The sequence below is a fragment of the Cupriavidus oxalaticus genome (assembly GCF_004768545.1).
GTDB lineage: Bacteria > Pseudomonadota > Gammaproteobacteria > Burkholderiales > Burkholderiaceae > Cupriavidus > Cupriavidus oxalaticus_A.
This window is the reverse complement of sequence record NZ_CP038635.1, coordinates 2,675,195-2,690,614: the sequence shown is the minus strand read 5'-3', so window position 1 is coordinate 2,690,614 and position 15,420 is coordinate 2,675,195. Positions and strand designations below refer to the sequence as shown.

Sequence of the window (15,420 nt, the reverse complement as noted above, 5' to 3'; positions counted from 1 at the left end):
GCCAAGAAAACACGCAGGAGACAAGACATGCTCATCGAGCAGATCGAACACCGCTGGCTGGCGGCATTCCGGCGCACCCTGGAACTCTGTGCCCTGCAGGGCGCGGAAGTTGTTGGAATTGTAACGGAGTCGCAATCCCGCCCTGTCAACGTGGCCTTGGCCGAGCTGGCGGTGCAGTCGCTGGGCGCCACGCCCGTCCGGATCCAGGTGCCGACACCGGCGCTCAGTGCGCCGGCGCCGGTACGCTCGACCGGCGCCAGCGATGCCCTGCAACACCTCGCCCCGGTCGTGGCCGCACTGTCCCGCTGCCACCTGGTGCTCGACTGCACCGTCGAAGGCCTGTTGCATGCCCCCGAGTTGCCGCTGATCCTGCGCGGCGCCGACGGCGTGTTGCCGCGCATGCTGATGGTCAGCAACGAACATCCCGAGATCCTGGAGCGCTGCCAGCCTGACCCGGCGCTGGAAGGCACGGTGCGCGCCGCGATGAAGCGCCTGCGCGGCGCGAAAGAAATGCGCGTGCATTCGGCCGCCGGCACCGAGCTGCGCATCGGCCTGGCCGACGCTCGCGTGGGCGGCGTCTGGGGCTTTTGCAACAAGCCGGGGCAGGTCTCGCACTGGCCGGGCGGCCTGTGCCTGGCGTTTCCGGCCAGCCGCCAGGTCAACGGCACGCTGGTGCTGGCGCCGGGCGATGTCAACCTGACCTTCAAGACCTACCTGCGCGACGCCGTGGTCTGCCATATCGAGGACGACTACATCGTCGCCGTCGAAGGGCAGGGCGTCGACGCCGACATGATGCGCGGCTATTACCAGGCATGGGCCGACCGCGAAGGCACGCGCGACGCGTACGCGGTCTCGCACGTCGGCTGGGGCCTGAACCGGACGGCGCGCTGGGATGCGCTGGCCTTCTACGACAAGCGCGACTGTAACGGCACCGAACTGCGCGCGTTCGGCGGCAACTTCCTGTTCTCCACGGGCGCCAACGAGGTGGCGGGCCGCCATACGCTGGGCCATTTCGACCTGCCGCTGCGCAACTGCACGGTCTCGCTCGACGGCCGCAATGAGGTGGAGGCAGGCCAGCTAGTGGAGGTGCAGGCATGAGCGCTCCCAACCTCCGCAGGCACGCCAACGGCATCGCCACGCTGGAATGGGGTGACGGCGAGGGCCCGGTCGCTGTCGTGATGCTGCACGGGATCGGCGGCGGCAAGGCCGCGTGGCCGGCGCAGGGCGAGGCGCTGGCGCAGGCGGGCTACCGCGCGCTGGCGTGGGACATGCCCGGCTATGGCGACAGCGCCATGATCGACCCCTACGATTTCGACGGCCTGGCCCGCGCGCTGGCGCCGCTGCTGCAGGCCGAGCGCGATGCCGGCCGGCGCGTGGTGCTGCTCGGCCACAGCATGGGCGGCATGGTGGCGCAGCAGGCGTATGCCGCCACGCCGGCGCTGGTCGACGGCATGGTGCTGTCCGGCACCTCGCCCGCATTCGGCAAGGGCGACGGGCCGTGGCAGCGCGAGTTCATCGCCGCGCGCACCGCGCCGCTGGACGCCGGCAAGAGCATGGCCGAGATGGCGGCGGGGCTGGTGCGCACGATGGTGGCGCCGGACGCCGACGCGCCCGCGGTGGCCTTCGCCACGAGCGTGATGGCCGCCGTGCCCGCACCCGCCTACCGCGCCGCGCTGGGCGCGCTGGTGCGCTTCAACCAGCGCGACGCGCTGCCGCACATCGCCGTGCCGGTGCTGGCGCTGGCCGGCCAGCACGACACCAATGCCTCGCCCGAGGTGATGCAGCGCATGGCGCAGCGCATCCCCGGTGCCGAGTACCTCTGCCTGCCCGATGTCGGCCACCTGGCCTGCATGGAGCGGCCGGCGGCCTTCAACGCGCCCGTACTCGCTTTCCTCCAGCGGCATTTCCCGGTGCGCTGAAACGCGCGCCGGTCCCGAAGTCCCTGAAAACCAGATCAACGGCGCAGGTCCATATCGGCCCGCGCCAAGGAGACCGCGACATGCCTTCCGGCCAGCTCGACTTCATTCCTGCCGTTGGTACGGCGGATTTCACCCCGCGCCAGGCGCGCCTGCTGGCGCTGGCCAACCGCCTGGGCCGCGAACGCTTTGCCGCGCGCGCTGCCACCTGGGACCGCGAGGCCAGCTTTCCGTTCGCCAACTACGACGACCTGCGCGAGGCCGGCCTGCTGGCGCTGTGCGTGCCGGAAGCCTTCGGCGGCGAGGGCGCGGACTTTGCCACCTATTGCATGGTGGGCGCCGAGATCGGCCGCTTCTGCGGCGCCACGGCGCTGACGTACAACATGCATATCTGCTCGACCATGTGGACCGGCACGCTGTCCGATGGCATCGAGATGACGCCCGGACAGCGCGCCGAGCACGAGGCCCGCCGCGCGCTGCATTTCGCACGCGTGGTGCGCGACGGCGCGGTCTACGCGCAGCCGTTCTCCGAAGGCTCGGCTGCGGCCGCCGGCAAGGCGCCGTTCGGCACCACCGCGCGCAAGGTCGAAGGCGGCTGGGTGCTGAATGGCCGCAAGATCTTCGCCTCGCTGTCGGGCGCGGCCGACTACTACGGCATTCTCTGCACCGAGGACCGCGGCGACCAGCATCCCGACATGCGCGATACCCTCTATATCGCCGTGCCGGGCAAGGCCGACGGCCTCACCGTCACCGGCGAATGGGATCCGATGGGCATGCGCGGCACGGTCTCGCGCACGCTGCTGCTCAAGGACGTGTTCGTGCCAGACCAGGAGCAGCTGATGCCGCGCGGGGTCTACTACCGCGCCGCGCAGACCTGGCCGGCCATGTTCTTCACGCTGTCGCCGACCTACCTCGGCGTGGCGCAGGCCGCCTACGACTTCACCGTGCAGTACCTGCGTGGCGAGGTGCCGGGCCAGCCGCCGGTCAAGCGCCGCATGTACCCGACCAAGCAGATCGCGGTGGCGCAGATGCGCATCCAGCTGGAGAGCATGCGCTCGATCTTCTGGCGCGTGATCCATGAAGCGAAGCCGAACCCTTCCAAGGACGAGCGCCTGCGCCTCTACGCCGCGCACTACACCGTGATGGAAGGCGCCAACGATATCGCGCGGCTGGCGATCCGAACCTGTGGCGGGCAGTCGATGCTCAAGGACCTGCCGCTGGAGCGCCTGTACCGCGATTCGCGCTGCGGCGCGCTGATGCTGCCCTGGACCGCCGAACTGATCCTGGACCGCATGGGCCGCGAAACGCTGTATGAATCCGGCGAGCGCGACGAATGAGCGGCGCCCGCCCTGGCCCTGGCCCCTCCCGTCCCGGTGCCGCCGGACTCGGCGCGCTGTCGGCCATGCTGTGGGCGCATGCCGAGGCGGCGCCGCAGCGGCCCGCACTGCATTACCTCGGCCGCACCTTCAGCTACGGCAAGCTGTGGCGCCGCGTGGAGCGCGCCAGCGCCCACCTGGCGGCGACATGGGCCATCCGCCCCGGCGACCGGGTCGGCACGCTGTGCCTGAACCATGAATTGCAGCTGGTGCTGCTGTTCGCCTGCGCGCGGGTCGGGGCGATGTTCGTGCCGCTGAACTACCGGCTCGCCGCGGCCGAGCTGCATGCCATCGCCGGCCATGCGCAGCTGGCGCTGCTGTTCCACGATGACGCGCATGCCGCGCTGGCGCTGGAGGCCGGCGCCAGCCAGTGCCGGCTGGCGCATCTGGAACGCATCATCGATCACCCGGCGCCGGCCGTCGCCAGCTTCCCGCACGTTGCCGGCGACGCGCCGCTGCTGCTGGCCTACACCTCGGGCACTACCGGCAAGCCCAAGGGCGCGGTGCATACGCAGGCCGGGCTGCTGGCCAATGCGCGCGCCAGCTGGTGGGCGCACGGCATGACGCCGGACGATCACGTGCTGTCGGTGCTGCCGGCCTTCCATGTCGGCGGCCTGTGCATCCAGACGCTGCCGGCGCTGCTGGCCGGTGCGCAGGTGACGCTGCATGACCGTTTCGCGCCCGGCGCGTGGCTGGCGTCGGTCGCGCAAGCGCGCCCGAGCCTGGCGCTGATGGTGCCGGCCACGCTGCGCGCGGTGCTGGAGCATCCCGGCTGGGACGGCGCCGACCTGTCGCCGCTGCGCGGCGTGATGGCCGGCTCCTCGACCATCCCACGGTCGTATATCGACGCGTTCCACGCGCGCGGCGTGCCGCTCGGCCAAGTCTATGGCGCGACCGAGACCGGACCGGTGTCGGTGGTGCTGAAGCTGGAAGACGCGATGGCGCGGCCCGGCTATGCCGGCTGGTCGGTGCCGGAGGTGACGGTGCGGCTGGCTGGCGCGGATGGTCCCTGCGGCGCCGAGGTAGCGCAGGGCGAAGTCGGCGAATTGTGGGTGCGCGGCGCCAACGTCATGGCCGGATACTGGAACCAGCCCGCCGATGGCCTGCCCGGCGGCTGGTTCCGCTCCGGCGACCTGGCCCACCGCGATGCCGACGGCTGCATCGAGGTGGTCGGCCGCAGCAAGGACATGATCATTTCCGGCGGCGAGAACATCTATCCGGCCGAGATCGAGAATGTGCTGCTCGGCCTGCCCGGCGTGCAGGAGTGCGCAGTGGTGGGGGTGGCCGACGCGCGCTGGGGCGAGGTGCCGGTGGCGGTGATCGTGCCGGCGCCGGGCGCCGACCGCGCGCCGCTGGCCCCGGCGCCGGTGCGCGAGGCGCTGGCCGCCCGTATCGCCCGCTTCAAGCTGCCGCGCGAGGTGGTGCTGCTAGACGACCTGCCGCGCAGCGCGCTGGGCAAGGTGATGAAGCCCCAGTTGCGGGCGCTGCTGGAATCGCAACGCCAAGGCGACCACGCCGGCTGACACGGCAGTCCAGCCGCATGGCCGATGCGCGCACGCCCGTCTGCGCTTATGCTTGAGGTCCGTGACACCGGACAACCATAGACATAGACCAGCCAAGGGAGCGGCGCACATGGAACAACGATTTGATACGGCCACGCTGGGGGGCGGGTGCTTCTGGTGCCTGGAGGCGGTCTACCAGCAGGTCAAGGGGGTAGTCGCGGTGGAGTCGGGCTATACCGGCGGCCATGTGGATCATCCGACCTACCAGCAGGTGTGCGAGGGCGATACCGGCCACGCCGAAGTGGTGCGCGTCACTTTCGACCCGTCCGTGATCACTTTCCGCGAGATCGTCGAGATCTTCTTTGCCATCCACGACCCGACCACGCCGGACCGGCAGGGCAACGACGTCGGGCCGCAATACCGCTCGGTCATTTTCACGCACTCGGAAGCGCAGCGCGCCGTCGCCGAGTACGTAATGCGTGAACTGGCCACGGCCAAGGTCTTCGATGCCCCGATCGTCACCCAGGTCGAGCCCGAGCAGCCGTACTGGCGCGCGGAAGAGGGCCACCAGAACTACTTCCAGGACCACCCGAGCCAGGGCTACTGCGCCTTCGTGATCTCGCCCAAGCTGGCCAAGTTCCGCAAGCAGTTCGCCGCCAAGCTGCGGGTGTAGCGGACGCTTACAGCCGTGCGGCGATGGCCTCGGCCAGCCGCACGATGCTCAGCGGCGCGCAGCCTTCGGCATTGTTGCTGACGATGACGATGGCGAGCTGGCCGGCGCGCAGGGTGCCCGCCACGACGTCGGCGATGGCATCGCGCGTGCCGGGATCGTCGTCGACGATGCGGTCGAAGGGCGCGTACAGCTTCTCGGCATACGCGTAGGGCCTGCCCGCATGCAGCATCCAGCGCAGCAGCAGCGGCCCGGGGCCGGCTTCATCCATCAAGGCCTGCGCTGCGGCCTGGCGCGGCACCGCCGGCAGGCGGTCGCGCGCCGACAGGCAGAAGCGCGCGCCGTGGCGGCGCAGCAGCTTGATATAGCGCGGCGTCAGCAGCGCCGGGTCGCGCAGCTCGACGGCATAGCAGGCATGCGGCGTGATGGACGGGTCCAGCGGCGGCAGCGCGCCCAGGAACGCGTCGAGCCGCTCCAGGAATACGCCGCTGTCCGCCAGGCTGCCCATCGGCGACAGCTGGAACAGCAGCGGCCCGCATTTGCCGCCGAGGCCGGCGCTCGCCGGGGCGATGAAGTCGCGCACCGCGATCTCCGCGTCCAGGAACGCCGCGTTGGCGAGCCGGCCGGCGCCGTCCGAGCCGCGCAGCCAGGCGTCGCAGACGCTGGCTGGCGCCTTGACCACGAAGCGGAAGCCGTCCGGCACTTGCGCCGCGTAGGAAAGGTAGTCGGCCAGCGGGATCGGCCCGTAGAAGCCGCGATCGATCCCCGCCGCGCGCAGCAGCGGATGGCGCGAGTATGCGGCCAGTCCCTTGCGCGACAGCATGCTGTCGCCGTACTCGCCGTCGTAGACCAGCTGGTTCCAGCCGGGGTATGCCCACGACGAGGTGCCGAAGTAAAGGCTGGCGGGCAGGCGCGCCGACAGCGCGCGCAGTGCCTCGTCCATCGGCGCGGGTTGCACGCCCTGGGCACGGACGGACTTTGCGGGAGGGGCGGGAGCTTGTTGCGGGGCGGGCACGGGCAGCCCGCCAAAGAGGTCTTCAGTCAATCGCTTCGGTTTCGGGTTCGGTATCGTTCAGTCGTTGCGCCCGATGGGCTGCTCATAAATATAGCGGCGCGACCAAGGCACCGTGCCCGACGACATCCCGGCCTTGTGGCAGACCACCTGGTAGATCGACATCTTGTCGGTCTCGAAGGCATGCGAGCAGCCGGCCAGGTACACGCGCCAGATGCGGTACTTCTTCTCGCCGACCATATCGCGGATGGTTTCGCCCTTTGCCTCGAAATTATCGGCCCAGTGGCGCAAAGTCTGCGCGTAGTGGCGGCGCAGCAGTTCCACGTCGATCGCCTCCAGGCCGCCTTGCTCCAGCGTCTTCAGCACCAGCCCGATGTGCGGCAGTTCTCCTTGCGGGAACACGTAGCGGTCCATGAACTCGGCGCCGTCCATCGGCGTCTGGCCGTTGTCGGGATCGGGCGAGGTGATGCCGTGGTTCATCGCGTAGCCGTCATCGGCCAGCAGTTCGCGCATGCGGCGGAAATATCCAGGCAGGTTGTCCTTGCCCACGTGCTCGAACATGCCGACGCTGGTGATACGGTCGAAGGTGCCGGTGGTGTCGCGGTAATCCTGCAGCCGGATCTCGATGCGGTCGGACAGTCCTGCCGCCCTGACGCGCTCGGCGGCCAGGTCAAACTGGTTCTGCGACAGCGTGATGCCCACGCAGCGCGCCCCGTACTTCTGCGCGGCGCGCAGCACCAGCGCACCCCAGCCGCAGCCGATGTCCAGCAGCGTCTGCCCGGGCTGCAGCCGGATCTTGGTCAGGATATGGTCGATCTTCTTCAGCTGCGCGGTGGCAAGGTCCTCGTCGCCGTTCTCGAAATAGGCGCACGAATACACCATGTTGGGATCGAGCCAGAGCTTGTAGAAGTCGTTGGAAACGTCGTAGTGGTACTGGATCGATTCCCGGTCTTCCTGCCTGGTGTGCGAGAAATGCTGCGCCACCCGGGCCAGCGCGCCGCCGGCGCGCCGCGTGGCAGCCGCCGACATGCCATAGCCGACCTTGATGATGTCGGCCAGCCGGCCGTCAAAGTCGATCTTGCCCTGCACGTAGGCCTCGCCCAGGTTGTCCAGGCTTGGCGTCAGCAGCAGCGGCAGTGCCGCGGCCTCGCGCACGGTCAGCGTGACCTGCGGCTTGTCGAAATGGCCCAGGGCATATTCGGTGCCATTCCACAGGCGCAAGCAGACCGGCAGGTTGGCATTGTCACGCAGGTCGGCGATCCAGTTGTCGAGTTGCTTTTCCAGGGCTTGCTTGAAAAACATGCGCTTTACCTCCCGATGGTTGCGGCACGCGCTCGACCGGTCCTCCGGACAAGGCAGGTACTGCCCCGAGCCTTGACCCGAGTCCGTCGCGAGCGCTTGCGTAAAAATCACCAAGCGACGCCAGTCCCACTTTAGTCGAATTCCGCGGGCAGTGCAGCGCACCCTCGGGAAGCCCCCGGGACAGACCCGTCCGGACCTCCGTGGCCAGCGCGTCAGGGCGAAAGGCGCACGATCTGCCAGGCACCGCCCGGCTGGACGCGATAGGCGATGCGGTCATGCAGGCGCGAAGGGCGCCCCTGCCAGAATTCCATCGCGGTCGGCACCAGCCTGTAGCCGCCCCAGTGCGGCGGGCGCGGCGGGTTGTCGCCGAACTTGCTGCGGTATTCCAGCTCGCGCTGCTCAAGCACGTCGCGGCCGGGCACTTCGCGGCTTTGTTCGGAAGCCCACGCGCCCACGCGCGAGCCGAGGGGGCGCGAGGCGAAATAGGCGTCGCTCTCGTCGTCGGCAACTTTTTCGACGATGCCTTCCACGCGCACCTGGCGCTCCAGCTGTACCCAGTGGAACAGCAGCGCGGCGCGCGGGTTTGCCGCCAGGTCCAGCCCCTTGCGGCTCTCGTAGTTGGTGAAGAAGGTGAAGCCACGGTCGTCGATGCCCTTGAGCAGCACGATGCGCGCGGAAGGCTGGCCATCGGCGCCGACAGTGGCCAGCGTCATGGCATTGGGTTCGGGCAGCTTGGCCGTGACCGCCTCGTCGAACCAGCGCTTGAACTGGCTCATCGGGTCGGGGGCCACGTCGGTTTCGGACAGCGAGCCCAGGACATAGGTACGGCGGAGGTCGGCGAGTTGAGTCATGTCGCAATCATCGGAGAATCGGTCGGGATGCGCGGCGGGCCCCGGGGGCGAGGGCGCAGGTCCGGCTGATTCGAGTATAGCGAATGCTTCGCGGGCCGCATTTGCGCGCCGGCAAGGCGTGCGGGCGGCGTCACAGTGGACAGGGCGCGCGCCGGGGCTCAAGCCGGCGGCAGCGCCCGGCGTCCCTGGCGCCGCGAGTAGTAACCGGCCACGCCCATGGCTCCGGCCATCGACAGGAAGATTGGCAGCATGCCAAGCGCCGTGCCGACCACGCCGAAGGTCAGCGGCCACACTACCTGGCTGGTATTGAGCACCGCGGAGCGCAGGCCCAGCGCCTCGCCCGCGCGCCCGTGCGGCGACACCGTGTGCAGGATGTTCATGACATTGGGCTGCGCGCTGCCCAGCGCCAGCCCGAGCACGAAGGCCAGCCCGCACATCAGCCAGAAATGCGTGACGAACGGGTAGGCCAGGTAGGCCAGAGCGCCCACCAGCAGCGCGGTGCGGATGATCTTCCACTCCGACAGGCGGCGCGACACCACCGGCATCGCCACGCGGATAATCAGCGTGGCAATGGCGAAGGCGCCCAGCACCCAGCCGATCGACGACGGCGACAGCCCGATGCGCGAGCCCTGGATCGGGATCAGGAAGGCATGCAGGTCCCAGGCCGCCGACAGCACCGCGCTGGCGACAAAGACGGCGCGCAGCTCGGGATACTGCAGCAGGTCCAGCGTGGAGCGGCGGCTGCCGTCCTCGATGGCGATGCGGCCGGCATTGCCGCCCTGCGCCGGCAGCCGCGGGCGCACCCACTGCAGGCCGGCCTGGCCGACCAGCGCCACCCCGACCAGCACGGCAAAAGCGGGGCGGAATCCGGCATGCTCGATGACGTAGCCCATCGCCACCGGCCCCAGCGTGCCCGACACCGACAGCCCGAGCGCGTGCCAGGTGTAATTGCGCAGCCGCGTCTCGTTGGTCGAGACCTGGCCGATCAGCAACTGCATTGCCACCTGGACCAGCATGAAGCCCACGCCGATCAGCGCGCACGACAGGTACAGCGCATCCAGTTCATGCCACAGCGCCGGCAGCAGCGTGCCGGCCACTAGCATCAGCGAGCCGGCGGTCATCGGCTTGCGTGGACCGATCTCGTCGATGCGCTTGCCGGCGCGGATCGCGAGCAGCATCGGCAGCAGCGCATACAGCGACATCAGCACGCCGAGCGTGACTGTGGAAGCCTTGAGGGAAATCGCGAAGAGCGACACCACCACGCGGCTGGCGTTGAATGCCACGTGGTTGCACACCGTCAGCGCGATCAGCCAGGTGATCGGCGGGACGGCGGTGTGCGGCAGCGACATGGGGGCGGGCGAGTGGCGTCGTGGGGCCGCGCTCGTGGGCGGCCGGCGGCCGTGCCGAGGCGGACAACAAAAAACGAAAACAAGCGGAAACAAAGGGCGGCCGCAGCCGCGCCTTCCGAAGAATGCGAACGGGCGAACCCGCCTCGCATCCGATGCTTGCCATGCTTAAACTTCTTGTAAATGGCCGTTTAATTATGCGCCGCATGTGGGCGAGTTACAACGGCAATCTGCGACGGGATGTCGCAGCCGGCGGAAGTGTTGCTGTTTCGCTTCAGACAACTGCAGACATGTCGCCACGCGGCGACATTCCCGGCAAGGCGCCGGGGTGTCCATTGGCTCAGCCGCCCTTGTATAGCGCCGCGTCGTTGTCCGGGCGCAATGGCTTGCGCGCTTCGCGCTCTGGCGGGGGCGACCGGTGTGCAGGGCGGCCGGCCTGCGCCTCGGCCTGTGCGGCGGTGCCGGGCGTTTCCGGCGGGATCGGCTTGCCTGCGGTCATGCCCGCGGTACCGCCGGCCTTTGGATCCTTATAGGTCTTGCCGGGAGGCGGCGCGAGCGGGCGCTTGCGCAGGTCGGCCAGCAGTGTGGCGCACTTGCTGCTGTCGCCGCCGGGCGACAGGTCCACCAGCGGCAGTACCGCGGTGGCGACCGGCGCCACCAGGGCGAGCGACAGCGCCCCGCCGGCGCGCAGCGCCAGCACGCCGATGTCGGGGCTGACGGTCGGCTTCTTCATGGTTCCGCCCACGTACAGCGGCGAGCGCAGGGAAAAGATGCGCAGGCCCTTGGAGTCCGGATGGATCGTCAGCGCCAGCCGCTCGCTGCGCAGGTCGATGCCGCCGGTGGTCACGATGACGGCATCGTCGGTATCGAGCACGAAGGTGCGCGCGCGTGCGATGCCATTGGTAAAGGCAAAGTCACTGACGCCGCAGTTGATCTGCACCGGCCGGTCGCCGAACAGCTTGTTGATCACCAGGCTGCCCACGTTCAGGCCGATCGCTTCCAGGATGAACTTGCTGACGGTGCCGTTCTCTACCAGCAGCTTGGCCTCGCCGTTGGATGTTCCCAGCAGTGTCCCGACCGAATTGCCGGTGGCGGACAGCCTGGCGCTGCCATTGAGTTCGCCGATGCTGGCGCGCATCAGGTCGATGGTGGGAAACAGCTGCTTGAGCTTCATGTGGCGCGCGGTCATGTCGACCATCGCGCCCATTGGCTCGCGCTTGCCGTCCAGGCGCACGTTCGACACGAGGTTGCCGCCGGCCACGCCGAAGTTGAGCGGATCGAGCAGCAGCACGCCATCCTGCAGCTTCAGGTGAGTGACCAGGTTGGTGATGGGCAGGTCCGCGTCGCGGATGATGCGCTTGCCAGTGAAGTGCACGTCGGCATCGATCTTGTCCCAGCGCTCGGTACGGAACGGCGCCACCGGCAGGGCCTTGTCGGGCGGCTGCCGCACCGGGCTGTCCTTGGCCGGTTGCCCGGGCTTGGCGTCGGCGCCGATCAGCGGCGCCAGGTCGACGAAGCGCAGCTGGTTCGACTGCAGGGTGCCGGCCAGCAGCGGGCGCGGCTCGCGCTTGGTGAAGGTCAGCGTGCCGGACAGGTCGCTGCCGCCGACACGGCCGGTGAACTTCTGGTACTCGTAGATCGAGCCTTCCTTGCGCAGCGTGGCCATCAGCCGGCCGCGGGTTTCATAGGGTGGGGTCGACGGCAGCACCACGCCGGTGAGCGCATATAGCTTGGCCATGCTGTCGCCGGCCAGCGTCAGGTGGACGTCGACCGCGGCCAGGTGGGCGGGATTGGTCACGGTGCCTTCGATGAGCGCGCGCGTGGTGCCCACGCGCACATCGGCCAGGAACGGGAACGGCACATCGGTATTGCGCAGGCTCAGCACGGTGCCTGCCTTGCCGCTGGCATTGATGGTGGCATCGTTGTAGCGGCCGGTGGCTTTCCAGCGCAAGCCGTAGCGGTCGTTGCCGGCGGTGGCCGAGGCGGGCGGACCCGATGCAGACGGCGCCGAGGCGGACGGCGGGGACGTTGCCGACGGCGCGGATGCCGCCGCACCGCTGGCGGGCGGCCCGGGCGGCACGGCGGAAGCCTGCGGCCCGACCAGCGCGCCGTCGCGCGCCTTGTCATAGAGCGGGTTGTCGCCGATGGTGTCGAGCTGGGCCTGCAACTCGATCTTCTTGAACTGGTCGGCCAGCGCCAGGTTGCCGCGCGCCAGCACTACTTCGCCAATATCCAGCTCCCATTTTGACGGGCCTTTCTTGGGGCCGAACTCGAGCGTCCAGTTGTTGCGCGAATCGGCCAGCCGCTCCAGCCAGACCGCGGGGCTGTCGACGACGATGGTGGGCACGGCGATCTGGTGCGCCAGCAGCGGGATCGGGCGCAGTACGAAGATCAGTTCGCGCACGGTGGCGAGGTGGGGCTGGCTGGCCCAGTCGGTATTGGCGATGGTGATGTCTCGAGCCGACAACCGCGGCCACGGCACCAGCGTATGCCAGCCGGTCTCGCCCTCGCCGCGGCGCCAGGTCACGGTAAGGTCGCCGTTGATGGCAAAGGGACGGCCGATGGCCTCGGAAACCTTGTCGTTGAGCCAGGGTTTGACGCGGTTCCAGTCGAAGGTCAGGAACAGGATGACCAGCAGCGCGATCAGCGCGATCGGTGTCAGCACACTCCACAGGACGACCTTGCGGCGCATGGGCATGAGGGGGGCTCCTCTATGGCGGGGCAGGTCCGCTGGTACCGGCCGGCCCGAAAGGCCTGGTGGGGGCTTGCCGGGCCTTGCGTAGGGCGGCGAACGGACCACTGCAGGTCTATTGTATAGTTGCGCGCTTTCCGTCTTTGTCGGGGATTGGCTGACATCGCCGCCGGATAATGCCGGTTTTTTCTGCCGGCGCGGCCCCGGCCGCGGCCGCCTCGTCCCCACTCCGAGCCCTCAGCATGAACGATGCCGCACACCCCTTGCCTGGCGAGCTTTCCGGAGACCTCCCCGGTCATCTGCCTGGCCTGCCCGAGCCGCTGACCCACGAAAGCCCGGCCGACGACGACTACCACCGCCGCTTCGGCGGCGTCGCGCGGCTGTATGGCGCTGCCGGGCTGGCACGGCTTGAGGCGGCCCATGTGTGCGTGGTCGGCATCGGCGGCGTGGGCAGCTGGGCCGCCGAGGCGCTGGCGCGCAACGCGGTCGGCCGCATCACGCTGATCGACCTCGACCATATCGCGCTGTCCAACACCAACCGGCAGGTCCACGCGCTGGGCGATGCCTACGGGCGCGCCAAGGTCGAGGCCATGGCCGAGCGCATCGTCGCCATCAACCCGCGCTGCCGGGTGACGCAGGTCGACGACTTCGTCACCACCGACAACGTGCCCGTGCTGCTCGGCGCCGGCTATGACTACGTGATCGACGCCATCGACGCCGTGCGCGTCAAGACTGAAATGCTCGGCTGGGCGCGGCGCCAGGGCGTGCCGGTGATCACCTGCGGCGGCGCCGGCGGCCAGCTCGATCCCACGCGCGTGCGCATCGACGACCTGGCGCGCACGATCCAGGACCCGCTGCTGTCCAAGGTGCGCGCGGGGCTGCGCAAGCAGTGGGGTTTCACGCGCGACCCCAAGAAGAAGTTCGGCATTGCCGCGGTCTATTCCGACGAGCCGCTGCAGTATCCGGAGCCTGAGCAGCAGGCCTGCGAGATCGACGAGGCGCCGCCGCACGATGGGCACGCCGGCCATCCGGTTGCGAGCGGGCCGCAGGGGCTGGCCTGCGCGGGCTTCGGCTCGTCGGTGGCGGTGACGGCCGTGTTCGGCTTCGTGGCGGCGTCGGCGGCGATCGGCGCGATCGTGCGCGGCTAAGGCCGCACAGCGTCAGCCGCCGCACAACGTTCAGGCGCTCAACGCGCGCAGCAGGCCGTCGACCTCGGCCTCGCCCGGCGCCAGGTTGTCGAAGAAGATCAGTTCGGGATATTCGTCCGCGGCCGGCATGAAGCGCCGCGTGCGGTACGCGTCCCAGTGCTGCAGCTTGTAGGCGTCGTTAGGGTTGCCGCGCCGGATGATGCGCGCGTGCGCTTCGTCTTCCGGCAGGTGCACCCAGACGATGCGGACGGTGGTTCCTTGCGGCACCTGCAGCCATTCCGGATCGTTCAGCAGGTGGGCGCGAATCTCGCGCGACAGCGGGCCGATCACCAGTACGCTGATGCCCAGCGCCAGGTTTTCCCGCGCGGTATCGAGCAGGCCCTGGTATTCGGGGTCGCGCAGGTTGTCGAGGTAGGCCGGGCTGTCGCGGTCGTTGGGGTCGCCGGTGATCGCGGCCATGGCAGCGGCGCTGTAGCGGCCGTACAGCGTGTCCTTGTCGAGCAGGCAGAAGGGCTCGCCGGTGGCCTGCATCAGCGGGCCGATCAGGCGGTGGGCAAGGCTGGTCTTGCCGGTGCCGGCATGGCCGCAGAAGAAGATCAGTCGTGGCATGTGCGATAAAGGTGGCGGGCGGGGCGCATACCCCACAGCATACCCGCCCGGCTTGCGCAAGATCAGATGCGGGCCGCGGCGATTCGGTATCCTTGCCGTTCCCCACACGATTTCCCCACGATTGCCGCCGCTCCCCATGGACGCCAAAGACCAGCTTTCCTCCGCCGGCCTGCCCGAAGACCTCCATCTCGGCGAACCGGTCACCGATGCCACCCACGCCGAGTTCGTGCAATTGCTGGCCGCGGTGGCCAGTGCCGACGATGCCGGCTTCCTGGCCGCGATGGACGAGTGGATCGACCATACGCGCCACCATTTCGCGCAGGAAGAACAGTGGATGGAGGCGATGGGTTTCGGCCCGCGCCATTGCCACGCGGGCGAGCACAAGCAGGTGCTGGCCGTGGCCGTCGCCGTGCGCGACAAAGTCCGGACCGACGGCGAATTCGGACTGGGCCGCCGGCTGGTGTCCGAGCTGTCAGGCTGGTTCGACCATCACGTCAAGTCGATGGACACGATGATGGTCGAGCATATGCGCGAGAACGGCTTCACGCTGGTGGAAGGGCCGGCTGAGGCGGCCTGAATCCCCCGAAGCCGGCCGAAGCCAGGTCAGGCAGGCCGCGCCGCGTCGCGGTCGATCACCACGAAATACTTGCGCACCGGCTCCAGCACCTGGAACAGGCCGGTGAAGCCCGCCGGGATCACACAGGCGTCGCCCGGGCCGAACTCGCTGGCCTGGCCGGACTCGTCGCTGATGCGGATGCGGCCGCTGATCACATGGAAGAACTCTTCCTTGCCCGCCGGGAAGGCGATGCGCCACGCGCCGGGCTCGCAGGCCCAGATACCGCAATCGAAATCGCCGTGTTCGGCGCTGTAGTGCGTCCAGGTGGTGCGGTCGGGGTTGCCCGACACCAGGCGGTCGGGCCGCGGGCGGTCGTGGGTCGGGGCGGGTTCGGTCCTGAAATCGATCAGGCGGGGCGTGGACATGGCGCTTGGCTCCCG

At 69.1% G+C, this 15,420-nt stretch carries 14 protein-coding genes; 7 read left to right on the top strand and 7 right to left on the bottom strand.

Annotation, left to right across the window (positions count from 1 at the left end; translation table 11 throughout):
• Positions 1–27: 27 nt before the first annotated feature.
• The 5 genes from E0W60_RS23265 (at position 28) to msrA (ending at position 5,467) form a co-directional block, all read left to right on the top strand.
• Positions 28–1,098, top strand: coding sequence for a peptidase M29 (locus E0W60_RS23265; protein WP_135705683.1), 1,071 nt, complete (start codon positions 28–30; stop codon positions 1,096–1,098).
• A complete protein-coding gene (locus E0W60_RS23260) occupies positions 1,095–1,919 on the top strand; it encodes an alpha/beta fold hydrolase (RefSeq protein WP_135705682.1) in 825 nt (274 codons plus the stop codon). Before E0W60_RS23265 ends, E0W60_RS23260 begins: the two co-directional genes overlap by 4 nt.
• Before the next feature lie 80 nt (positions 1,920–1,999).
• Positions 2,000–3,253, top strand: a complete 1,254-nt coding sequence (locus E0W60_RS23255; protein WP_133092403.1) for an acyl-CoA dehydrogenase family protein — start codon at positions 2,000–2,002, stop codon at positions 3,251–3,253.
• Positions 3,250–4,815: a class I adenylate-forming enzyme family protein gene (locus tag E0W60_RS23250; protein ID WP_135705681.1), complete on the top strand. Its 1,566-nt coding sequence runs from the start codon at positions 3,250–3,252 to the stop codon at positions 4,813–4,815. The genes E0W60_RS23255 and E0W60_RS23250 overlap by 4 nt, the downstream gene beginning before the upstream one ends.
• Before the next feature lie 109 nt (positions 4,816–4,924).
• Positions 4,925–5,467: a peptide-methionine (S)-S-oxide reductase MsrA gene (gene msrA / locus E0W60_RS23245; protein WP_133092401.1), complete on the top strand. Its 543-nt coding sequence runs from the start codon at positions 4,925–4,927 to the stop codon at positions 5,465–5,467.
• Between the two features lie 7 nt (positions 5,468–5,474).
• On the opposite strand, the gene E0W60_RS23240 is transcribed toward msrA, so the two are convergent.
• The 5 genes from E0W60_RS23240 to E0W60_RS23220 form a co-directional block, all read right to left on the bottom strand.
• Positions 5,475–6,509, bottom strand: a complete 1,035-nt coding sequence (locus E0W60_RS23240) for a DUF72 domain-containing protein (RefSeq protein WP_135705680.1) — start codon at positions 6,507–6,509, stop codon at positions 5,475–5,477.
• Positions 6,510–6,536: 27 nt separating this feature from the next.
• Positions 6,537–7,778 carry an SAM-dependent methyltransferase gene (locus tag E0W60_RS23235; protein WP_135705679.1) on the bottom strand — a complete coding sequence of 414 codons (1,242 nt, stop codon included), beginning with the start codon at positions 7,776–7,778 and terminating at the stop codon, positions 6,537–6,539.
• Between the two features lie 212 nt (positions 7,779–7,990).
• On the bottom strand, positions 7,991–8,629 hold the full coding sequence (gene pdxH / locus E0W60_RS23230) for a pyridoxamine 5'-phosphate oxidase (RefSeq protein ID WP_133092398.1): 639 nt from the start codon (positions 8,627–8,629) through the stop codon (positions 7,991–7,993).
• Positions 8,630–8,787: 158 nt separating this feature from the next.
• The gene (locus E0W60_RS23225; protein ID WP_135705677.1) at positions 8,788–9,978 is read right to left on the bottom strand and encodes an MFS transporter; all 1,191 of its coding nucleotides are present in this window, start codon (positions 9,976–9,978) and stop codon (positions 8,788–8,790) included.
• A gap of 337 nt (positions 9,979–10,315) precedes the next feature.
• Entirely contained in the window at positions 10,316–12,673 is a 2,358-nt protein-coding gene (locus E0W60_RS23220; protein ID WP_135705676.1) for an AsmA family protein, read from the bottom strand.
• Between the two features lie 236 nt (positions 12,674–12,909).
• Between E0W60_RS23220 and tcdA the strand changes: the two genes are divergently transcribed.
• On the top strand, positions 12,910–13,815 hold the full coding sequence (gene tcdA / locus E0W60_RS23215; protein ID WP_240745892.1) for a tRNA cyclic N6-threonylcarbamoyladenosine(37) synthase TcdA: 906 nt from the start codon (positions 12,910–12,912) through the stop codon (positions 13,813–13,815).
• Positions 13,816–13,845: 30 nt separating this feature from the next.
• Here tcdA and E0W60_RS23210 read toward each other — a convergent pair whose 3' ends face one another.
• Entirely contained in the window at positions 13,846–14,424 is a 579-nt protein-coding gene (locus tag E0W60_RS23210) for an AAA family ATPase (RefSeq protein WP_135705675.1), read from the bottom strand.
• Positions 14,425–14,560: 136 nt separating this feature from the next.
• Between E0W60_RS23210 and E0W60_RS23205 the strand changes: the two genes are divergently transcribed.
• On the top strand, positions 14,561–15,001 hold the full coding sequence (locus tag E0W60_RS23205) for a bacteriohemerythrin (RefSeq protein WP_133092394.1): 441 nt from the start codon (positions 14,561–14,563) through the stop codon (positions 14,999–15,001).
• Positions 15,002–15,027: 26 nt separating this feature from the next.
• Here E0W60_RS23205 and E0W60_RS23200 read toward each other — a convergent pair whose 3' ends face one another.
• Positions 15,028–15,405, bottom strand: a complete 378-nt coding sequence (locus E0W60_RS23200; RefSeq protein WP_133092393.1) for a cupin domain-containing protein — start codon at positions 15,403–15,405, stop codon at positions 15,028–15,030.
• Positions 15,406–15,420: the final 15 nt, after the last annotated feature.